General features: G+C 43.0%; 9 protein-coding genes. 1 reads left to right on the top strand and 8 read right to left on the bottom strand.

All coding sequences use genetic code 11. The features are described 5' to 3' along the window. Nucleotides 1-88: 88 nt before the first annotated feature. From BLS20_RS01570 to BLS20_RS01535, 8 genes are all read right to left on the bottom strand, one after another. Nucleotides 89-886 (bottom strand): ABC transporter ATP-binding protein, encoded by a 798-nt coding sequence (locus BLS20_RS01570; protein ID WP_090171487.1) that lies wholly within the window; start codon nucleotides 884-886, stop codon nucleotides 89-91. Nucleotide 887: 1 nt separating this feature from the next. Then, nucleotides 888-1,829: an ABC transporter permease gene (locus tag BLS20_RS01565; RefSeq protein ID WP_090171484.1), complete on the bottom strand. Its 942-nt coding sequence runs from the start codon at nucleotides 1,827-1,829 to the stop codon at nucleotides 888-890. Nucleotides 1,830-2,016: 187 nt separating this feature from the next. Further along, nucleotides 2,017-3,033, bottom strand: coding sequence for an ABC transporter substrate-binding protein (locus BLS20_RS01560; RefSeq protein WP_090171481.1), 1,017 nt, complete (start codon nucleotides 3,031-3,033; stop codon nucleotides 2,017-2,019). A 141-nt stretch (nucleotides 3,034-3,174) separates the two neighbouring features. Continuing rightward, complete coding sequence (gene asrB / locus BLS20_RS01555; protein WP_090171478.1) at nucleotides 3,175-3,969, bottom strand: anaerobic sulfite reductase subunit AsrB; 795 nt, start codon at nucleotides 3,967-3,969, stop codon at nucleotides 3,175-3,177. Nucleotide 3,970: 1 nt separating this feature from the next. Further along, nucleotides 3,971-5,704: an anaerobic sulfite reductase subunit AsrA gene (gene asrA / locus BLS20_RS01550; RefSeq protein ID WP_176762235.1), complete on the bottom strand. Its 1,734-nt coding sequence runs from the start codon at nucleotides 5,702-5,704 to the stop codon at nucleotides 3,971-3,973. After that, nucleotides 5,688-6,329, bottom strand: a complete 642-nt coding sequence (locus BLS20_RS01545; RefSeq protein ID WP_090171472.1) for a 4Fe-4S dicluster domain-containing protein — start codon at nucleotides 6,327-6,329, stop codon at nucleotides 5,688-5,690. Before BLS20_RS01545 ends, asrA begins: the two co-directional genes overlap by 17 nt. Next, on the bottom strand, nucleotides 6,326-9,055 hold the full coding sequence (locus tag BLS20_RS01540; RefSeq protein ID WP_176762234.1) for a molybdopterin-containing oxidoreductase family protein: 2,730 nt from the start codon (nucleotides 9,053-9,055) through the stop codon (nucleotides 6,326-6,328). Before BLS20_RS01540 ends, BLS20_RS01545 begins: the two co-directional genes overlap by 4 nt. A 181-nt stretch (nucleotides 9,056-9,236) precedes the next feature. Next, entirely contained in the window at nucleotides 9,237-9,425 is a 189-nt protein-coding gene (locus BLS20_RS01535) for a hypothetical protein (RefSeq protein WP_090171469.1), read from the bottom strand. Nucleotides 9,426-9,628: 203 nt separating this feature from the next. Between BLS20_RS01535 and BLS20_RS01530 the strand changes: the two genes are divergently transcribed. Then, nucleotides 9,629-9,994: a nuclear transport factor 2 family protein gene (locus BLS20_RS01530; RefSeq protein ID WP_090171465.1), complete on the top strand. Its 366-nt coding sequence runs from the start codon at nucleotides 9,629-9,631 to the stop codon at nucleotides 9,992-9,994. Nucleotides 9,995-10,007: the final 13 nt, after the last annotated feature.

Below are 10,007 nucleotides of genomic sequence, written 5' to 3'. Positions count from 1 at the left end.
CATTTTTTGAAAATTATTTAGCAAAAAAATAGAGGCGATTTTAATTGAAATCACCTCTAAGTCTCATCTTACGGGCAGCAGATTCTATTTATTTCGATAACAGTGCCTTATCGGATACAAATTCGCTTCCGGATACTTCTTCAAATTTATGAAGCAACTGCTCAATCGTCAGTTTCTTTTTCTCTTCTCCTTTGATATCCAAAATCACCTGACCTTCATTCATCATAATCAAGCGATTACCATGTTCGATAGCATCACGCATATTATGTGTTACCATCAGCGCCGTAAGCTTATTTTCCTGAATAATACGATCGGAAATCTCAAGTACCTTTGATGCTGTCTTCGGATCAAGCGCTGCCGTATGTTCATCTAGTAAAAGTAATTTCGGCTGCTGCAGCGTTGCCATAAGTAGAGTCAAAGCCTGACGTTGTCCGCCGGAGAGCAATCCAACCTTCGCTGTCAGTCGATCTTCCAGCCCAAGATCCAGAATCTTTAAGCGCTCCCGATAACTATCCTTTTCTTTCTTCGTTATGCCCCAACGAAGTCCTCTTCCCTTGCCGCGTCTTGCTGCAAGTGCCATATTTTCCTGAATCTCCATTGTCGCAGCTGTTCCTGTCATCGGATCTTGGAAAACCCTTCCAAGAAATGCTGCTCTTTGGTGTTCTTTCATTCCTGTCACATTAATTCCATCAATCGAAATAGATCCGGCATCGATTGGCCATACGCCTGCAACAGCGTTGAGCATGGTTGACTTACCTGCTCCATTACCGCCGATAATCGTACAAAAATCTCCCAGTTCTAAGTGAAGTGCCACGCCGTTAAGCGCATGCTTTTCGTTAATCGTACCCGGATTGAAGGTCTTATATACATTCTCAATCTGTAACATGCTAGTTGCCTCCCTTCCGTGAAATAGCCTTTAATGCTTTTTTGTAGGAACTTCTTGCCTGTCCTCTAAGATAAGGAACTGCCAGGAAGACAGCTACAATAATGGCTGTAAATAACTTCAAATCATTTGTCGGCATCTTCAGCCACAGTACAATACCAACTACGATGTAATAAATAATTCCACCAATTACTACAAATACCAATCGAAGTACAAAGTTCAATCTTTTTCCTACAAATGCTTCGCCCAATACTTCTCCGATAATTACCGCTGCAAGTCCGATTACAATTGCTCCACGTCCCATATTGATATCGGAAAATCCCTGATACTGTGCAAGCAATCCACCTGCAAGCGCAACGATTCCATTTGACAGTGCAAGTGCAATGACTTTCATTGACTTAATATTGATTCCCTGGGCACTTGCCATCTGCGCATTACATCCGGTTGCTCGAATTGCGCTTCCTTGTTCGGTTCCAAAATACCAATATAACAAAATAATAATTACGACCGCAAAGATTGCTGCTATGCTAATCGCCTGTGGTATATAGCGAAGCGAAATAATCAAATCATATTTATCTACAGAGAGTGCCTGATTAGCGCCTCCCATTATATTCAAGTTTATAGAATACAGTGCAATCTGTGTTAAGATTCCTGCCAAAATCGGCGGAATACCAAGTAACGTATGTAAAAATCCGGTTACAATTCCCGCAATCACTCCAATAATCGTTGCAACAATCAGTGCGACGATAATATTATGACCGTTGATTACCATCATAACCGTTACCGCTCCTCCTGTTGCCAATGTTCCATCCACACTCAAATCTGCAAAGTCAAGCAGACGAAACGTAATATAGACACCAAGTGCCATGATGCCCCAGATAATCCCCTGCGCAACATCTCCCGGCAATGCGGAAAACAATGCTGCTGCCGTCAGGCCACTAAACATAATGAATTCCTCCTGAACCTACTTATAAGGTCATTCTTTCTTATTTTATCGCTTTCAAGTAAAAATGCGACATTTCTATCGTAAAAGGTGACCGCCCTTTTGTCAAGAATTCTGACTAAAAAAGCGGTCACCTACATCATCTTTATCCAATGGTCAAGACTCGCAGGACGAATCTTGAAGATTAGTATTATTCTTCTGTTTCAATTGCCTCATATCCATCCGGAATTGTAATGCCAAGTTCTTCGCAAATAGTTGGATTGTATTTCTTGGTTACATCTGCTGCTGTTTCGACAGCCATTGTTGAAATGTCTGCACCATTTACAAGAATTTCATATGCCTGAAGTCCTGTCTGGTATCCAAGATCATAATAATCAATGGAAAGTGCTGCCACACCACAACCTGCTACAATTCCTTCTTCACCTGCTACGATTGGTGTCTTTGCCGGAAGTGCTACATTTGCAATTGCTTCTGTACAAGATGCTGCTGTGTTATCTGTTGGAATGTAGATCACATCACTTTGTGCACATGCTGTAGTTGTAACAGATGAAACATCATTCGTATCTGCAAATGTGTAAGAAGCCACTGTATATCCAAGTTCTTCTAAGTATTCCGTCATATGTTCTGCCTGATATACCGAATTCGGTTCAGCTGAGCAGTAAAGGATACCAACTGTAGTTGCATCCGGGAATAACTCTTTTACAAGATCAGCCTGCTGATCGAGTGGTGCAAGGTCGCTTGTTCCGGAAATATTTCCGCCAACCGTTCCTGTCCAATCTGAAATCTCAAGTGCTGTTGCATAGTCTGTTACAGAAGTTCCGAGAATCGGAATAGAATCTGTTGCAGATGCTGCTGCCTGCAGTGAAGCTGTTGCATTTGCCATAATCAAATCATCACCATCTGCAACGAACTGATTCGTAATTGTTGCACATGTTGCAGAATCTCCGGAAGCGTTCTGTACGTCAAATGTCACGCTATCTCCAAGCTTTTCTGTTAATGCATCCTGGAATCCTTGTGTTGCGGCATCCAATGCATCATGCTGTACCAACTGACAGATACCAATCTTATAAGTCTCGCCGTTTGCGGCTTCTGATGATGAACCTTCCGCACCGGAAGTTGCTGCATCATTTGAAGCTGAGCTTCCACATGCTGCAAGACTTGCTGCCATTGCTCCTACTACGAGAGCTGCCAAAATTTTCTTTTTCATCTTCGTAATGTCCTCCTCTTTTTGTTTTTATGTGAATCCCCCACATAAACTAAACACTTAATCACTATAACACTTTAAAGCGTTAAATTCAACCCCCGCTTTTCCAAGTAGCATGTGGAATTTCTTAATGTAGCATAAGGATTAATCCATCAACCGATCCTTGGCATATTCATAATTGAAGACCGGTCCATCTAAGCAGACGTAGGTATCATTGATCTTGCAATGACCGCATTTCCCAACACCGCAGCACATTTTACGTTCAAAAGAAACCCAGATTTTGGATTCTTCGGCGCCACATTTGACACATTCTTGTGCGGCAAAGTGCATCATAACCGGCGGTCCTACGATAACGATACGATAATCGTCAAAGGTATCAAACGGAATCTTATTAATGTGGGCCGTTACCATGCCCCCTTCAAATCCGTCCTCCTCGCCACTGTCAAGTGTCGCAATCATATTAAATCGCTCCTTGAACTTTCTTATTTCTTCTCGAAACAGCACTGCTTTTGCATTTTTGAATCCGGAAATGATATTCACAGACTTACAGACCTCAGGATGATCGTAAAAATGGTTAATCATCGTCATTACCGGCGCCATTCCCGTACCGCCGCAGATAATCAAGAGATCTTTGTTTTCAAATTCCTTTACCGGAAATGAATTGCCATACGGGCCACGAAGGAAAATAGAATTCCCCGGTTCTAATTCGAAAATGGCCTGCGTTAAGAGTCCCACATTACGAATCGTAAACTCTACGTATCCCGGACCCTTTCCACTTGCGGAGATCGGCGCTTCTCCAACTTTCGGAAGAGAAAGCATGAAAAACTGTCCGTAGTCCGGTTCGTTATCACAAGCAACCCGAAATGTACACTCTGTATTGGTATGCTTTAACATACTTAAAATTCTGTGTGGATATGGAACTAATACATTTTGTTGCATCTTACTTTCCTCCTTCCTTTGCCTTTAACTTGTCCACTTCATCGGCAAGTTTGTTGATTGTTTCCGAAAAATCAATATCCTCCGGACATCGCATTATGCATCGGCCACAGCCCACGCACATATGCTCATTTCCGCCAAATCTGGCATTATAATCATAAATCTTATGTAGGGTTTTAAAGCGCATCATCTGCTCCGGGAACTTGCGGGCAATATTACCACCTGCAGTCTTAGAATAATCCGGAAGCATGCAAGAAGACCAAACGCGACGTCTTGAACCTTTTCTGGAGTTTTCCTGGTTAAGATCGTCAATCGTATCAAAGCAGCTGCAGGAAGGGCATACCGTATTACAACCACCGCAAGAAATACAGGTTTCATTGTACTCCTTCCAAAATTCCAATTCATAAATCGGACGCAGCTTCTCACCTTTTTTGATATTGGGAATCCTGACTTTTCTTGTATTTTCCTCTATAAATGAAGGTTCATAGTCACATGCGCCGGCCCATTCAAATTCATCTAAGAATTCCGCGTCTTTAATCTTGAGCTGAATCATATCCTCGTCAAATCGAAGCGCCACCGAATAGTTGTCGGTTTTGTTCGTTCCCATGGAAACGCAAAAACAAGTATCCCAGCTTTCTTTACATTCAATCATAAAGATTTTCACTTTATCTCGCATTCGCTTGTAATAAACATCGCTCATTCCGCCATTTGCCAAAAACATATTGTCAAGACGGCGAAGCCCATTGATATCACATGGTCTGGCAAATATGATGATTCCTTTTGGATCCGTAGATATCGTCTCTGTTGCACTATTTTCATCAAAGGAAAAGATGGTCTGTGACACCGGATAGATAACCTCCTTTAACGAAAAGTCTGACTGTCCATCTAGCATCAGCTCTTCCAATGAGAAGATTTCCTGATATCGAATCATACCATTATTCTCTCGCATGCCTCGCTCCGGAAGATGCTTAGGTCCATAAATATGATACTCCTTGCTTAGTTTATGCAGTACCTCATCCAAATAACTGCGCGTTACTTTGACCGATTTAGAAATCACTTTTCGTGCTTTTCGCTCCGCAATCATCTGATCCAAAATAAAGCTGTCAAGTTGTAAAAATCCGGTAGTCAGCTGACCGATCATACGATAAAATTCCGTATCGGCGTGCTCTTTAATATCCAGACAAAATTCCGGTATCCAATTTAGCAGATGACGGTTTAAAAACTCCCTTTGCTCCTCAAGACCGGCAAGTGTCTCGGTAAGCTGACTGGTTTCATCGCATAAAAATGCCATAAAATCCAGTTCCATCGCGATATGATCTTCCTGCAAATCCTTGCATTCATCACGTTTGGCAAGCCCCTTTACCTCATACAGTTCGCACATCTTGTTCCATGCATCCTGCATCATCACACGCTTCGGGCTGGTGTATACCGATTCATATGGGAAAGCTGCATTTCCCTGTGCACTACCTGCTCCCAAAAATGTCTTCGCATAATCTACCGCAAGATCTTCAATCGACTCGCCTGCGTCATATTCAAAATATTCATTCAGACGAAGAAGTGCATCCTGAAATTCTGTCAGCGCAGTTTCCTTTCGATTCACCGGGAACTGAATATGACGAAGTTTCTCAAGAAACGCTGCATCCATTTCTTTTTGGAAAAATCTTGAGAATAAATGATAGAGGTTGCTTCGATTCATCATAAGCTGTCTGTATGTATCTCTTTTATTGCTCATACTCATAATAGACCTTTCCTTCCTTTCCAAATGATACAACATCAAGTTCTTGTGGCAATATATCCAGCCACTGTGCATTCTTTAATATATAACGCGTGGATGGTCCATTTCCAAAATCACGAAGCGAATAGACATGTTCCTCTCCTGCTTCTTTGATTAATTTGGACACTTCACTGTTTGGGTCTTCAATATCCCCAAAATGAAGGGCTTTCCCTGAACAGTTTCTTACGCATGCCGGCTTTTCTCCGACCTCTCTGGCTTCTAGGCAAATGGTACATTTATCCATGGTGCGTCTCATTTCACTAAAGGTATTGACATGATACGGACATTCCTGGTTACAACTCTTGCAGCCAATACATTTGGCGGTTTCAATTCGCACAATTCCATCTGAAAAATTCTTATATACCGCTCCGGATGGACAGACACGTACACAGGCCGGATCTGCACACTGCTGACACATCGTCGGCAGGAAATACATCTGAAGATTCGGGTAAATACCGGTCGGTCCTATCTGTCGTACCTTGATACGGTCAGAACCAAGTGCTGTTCCATTTTCCATTTTACATGCTACCTGACATCCTTTACAACCGATACACCGGTCTAGCTCAATTACAAATGCTAATTGGCTCATGCCGTCACCTCCTCTTTTATTTTTTCTTGTGGTTTGGCATCATTTTCCAATACCTGAACATTCTTAGATGGATCCGTTGGCCGCGCAAGCCATTGTGAAAAGTCCTGCGGATTCATCCAGATTCCTTCCGGCGGCTGCTCTGCCGGATATACTTTTACCTGGAATCCACGAAGTGTATAGGTTCCGACTACGTCATTAAACGGTGCGTCTGCCTTCGTCAGCATGTTAACGTTCATCTCTGTCCAGCCGTGCGTCTTGGTCTCAAGCGTCTCCGGATTCCAGAACCGCTCCATGTAGACAACGCCCGGTTTGATTCCCTGCGTGTAAGATACCACGGTTCGAATCTTACCGCGCTTAGATTCTACCCATGCCCACTGGCCGTCCTCAAGTCCATACTTCTTCGCATCATTTGGATACATCCAAAGTTCCGGAATCGGGTAGATTTCACGAAGCCAAGGAACATTTCTAAGTGTGTTGTGGTGGAAGTATGGCACTCGTCCTCCCGTCATTACGAGCGGGAATTCCTTAGCCAGTTCCTTATCGTTCGGGCTCTCGGCAGGTTCCATATAATATGGAAGCGGCTGATACTCTACAGATGCCGGCGGCAATTCGCATTTTGCAAATGGCTTTCCGGTACGACCTAGCGTAATCATGCTTTCCAGATAGATTTCACACTTCTTTGAAGGCGTCGCAAACCCTTTTGGTTTATGTGTCTTTTCATCTTCTTCTAGATAGACATAATACGATTTCCACTCTTCCTTGGACATGTAGGTATACGGGGTGTTTTTCTTGAGCTGTTCAAAATTCAGCCCAATTCTGCCAAGGAAGTGATCCCACAGATCCGTCACTTTCTCCCAATAAGGGAGATCCTTGCCCATGTACTCAGCATCGAATGCCTTCTGGCAGTCCTCGTCACCAAGCTGTGCACAGCGCTTTGCAATCTTCGCCCAAATCAGTGTTTCATCCATGGTCTCCCATACATGTGTCACCTGCTGGCGGGCACATAATGTGTTACAGGTCTCGACAATCATATCTGTCTCTAGCCACTCTTGTGTCGGAAGCAGAATATCTGCATATGCAGAAAATGAAGTTGGATACATATACATATGAACGATGAAATCTAATTCGTCGATTACCTTCTTTACCTTCTGCGCGTCCGCAAGTGCAGCCAGCTTATTACCGGAGCGGTCAATCCAGACTCTTGGTTTATATGGTTTTCCGGTTAGCACTGCATCTAAAACACTTGTAATATGTCCTGCATACCAGATGTGCAACCCCTTATGTTCAATTCCACCAAGTCGCTTCTTCAGTTGTTCATCCGGCAATTTATCTGCCGCAATCGGTACCGGGTAATTTGGCATATCAAAGACACCGCTGGTACGGAATCTTTGCATCAATGCTCCCGGTCTTTCCACATTTCCCAGTAACAAATCCAGCGTGCAAGCAGCCATTGCCGCCTGTGTCGAATTCGGACTTTGATCCGTTGCAACGCCAAGACACAAACCGGATGGCGTATTCTCTGCAAATAGCCGAATTGCTTTTTCTATCATCTTTGGCTCAAGCGCGCAGATCTTACCCGCATGCTCTAGGGTATATTCTTCACACTGTTCTTTCAGCATCTCAAATCCGGTCTTGTAGGTTTTTCCTTCATATGTAAAAGTACCTTCAAGTGCCGGTGATAAACTTTCGTCATATGGATATTCCATTGCGACCGGCTTGTTTTGTTTTTCATCCCATACCATAAAGGTGTCCGGTTCATTCTCGTCATTTGACACCTCAGCTCTTATCAGCATCTTGGTTTTCACATCCACAAGATATGGAAGATTGGTCCATTTCAAGATAAATTCTTTATCATATAACTGCTCTGCTAAGATATAGCGAATCCACGACAGCATCAGTGCCACGTCTGTTCCCGGTCTGATTGGGAGCCATACTTGAGCCTTCGCCGCATCCGGTGTCATACGAGGGTCTATCACCACTGTCTGAACCCCTTTCGCGCGAAGATCTGCTACAGCTCCGCCGCCACTTGCCGGACAGGAGTAAGAAGGTGCAGTTCCCCACAACACCAGCGTTTTAATTTCCGTATTTTCCGTATCATATAACTCTAGTGCATTTGAATCTGCGATGCTGCAATCCACTCCGCCATACATCATCGTATAGGCAAGCACTCGTGGAAGATAGCACTGCGCGCATCCCGGTTCAAACCAGTTCGGTGTCCCAAAGATATTGCAAAATCTTGCGATACTCCAAATCTCCGGATTACCGCCTCCGCCGGTAGAGCAAAATACCGTCTCTGCTCCATATTTTTGCTTTGTTTCTACCAACTTATGCGCAATGATATCAATTGCCTTTTCCCAGGATATTCGGCGCCACTTATTGGCGCCCCTTTTGCCGACTCTCATCATAGGATACTTGTTTCTGTTCGGATGATAAAGCGCCTGTATCCCGGATAACCCTTTTGCGCACATGCGTCCCTTACTCATTCGATCTTCCGGATTGCCTTCGAGCTTTACTACACGGCCATTTTTTACTGTCGCAATCACACCGCAATTAGCAATGCAAGCTCTACAACAAGTCTTAACCTTTACAACTTCATCCTTCTTTTCCTCACGAACTACACGATCGGATTTCTTAAGATATTTCAGATCACCAACTGCCTCATCAAGTCCGATTACCGTTGTTGCAGCCAGAAAATCCATATTGGAAAATGTCGTATTGTCGCTCATATATTTTCCCCTTTCAAAGAATTTACCTTCTTCTTATCATTGTTTTCCAGTGGTATACCACTTGGTATACATTATAATACACGCATACAAAATGTCAATAAAAAAGAGGACTCTTTCCTCAAAAAAGAATCCTCTTGCTGTTCTGTTTAAGCGCAAACTTCCCCCATAAATGACTATTTTTTTATTTCCTTTGTTCGTTATCTTGTAAACTTGTACATTCTTCTTGAAAAATTTTTCCAAATCCTTCCGTTTCTTTCTTTGGACTCTTCCACTGCGATGCACCTTCCTCGCCCTTTCTTCCTTGAGGTCGCTCGGTAGGTTGAATATAGTAGGTTGCAAATGAAAGTGACATTGGTGTCATATCCATCATACCATCACACTCCTTCCATAGATGTGTGAAAATAGTAATGCGGCTTCTACTTCATACTATATATCGGCATGTTATTTCATTTTCAACACCATATCTTGTAATTTTTTCATTTTTTTCTTTTATAAATACTATGCATGATTTTTATTAGTTTCTGACATGACTCATGATATAATTATTTCAAAAAAACGGTTGGAGGAAGGTATATGACAAACAAAGAAATTGTATTGGAATTTTACGACAAGGTATTTAATGGCTGGGATACTTCCCTCATTGACAAATTCATTAAGGAAGATTACATTCAGCACAACCCGAACGCCCCAACGGGACGCGAAGGCTTTAAAGAATTTTGTTCTCACTTTTTGGCGCTAAAACCGCATATGGAGATTGTAAAGATTGCCGAAGACGGCGACACGGTCTATGTCTTTTTCAAGTGTACACTGGAAAATGGCTCCGTTAACAAGGTTGTCGACATCTACCGTTTAGAAGACGGGATGCTCGCCGAGCACTGGGACGTGGTTGAGCACAACGTCGATCAGTATAAACCGGTTCATGATAACGGTCTTTTCTAAAAAAACTCCGAGC

This window comes from Eubacterium oxidoreducens, assembly GCF_900104415.1.
In the GTDB taxonomy this organism is placed as follows: Bacteria; Bacillota; Clostridia; order Lachnospirales; family Lachnospiraceae; genus Eubacterium_C; species Eubacterium_C oxidoreducens.
The sequence above is the reverse complement of the archived record's forward strand: the minus strand, read 5'-3'. Positions and strand labels throughout refer to the sequence as shown.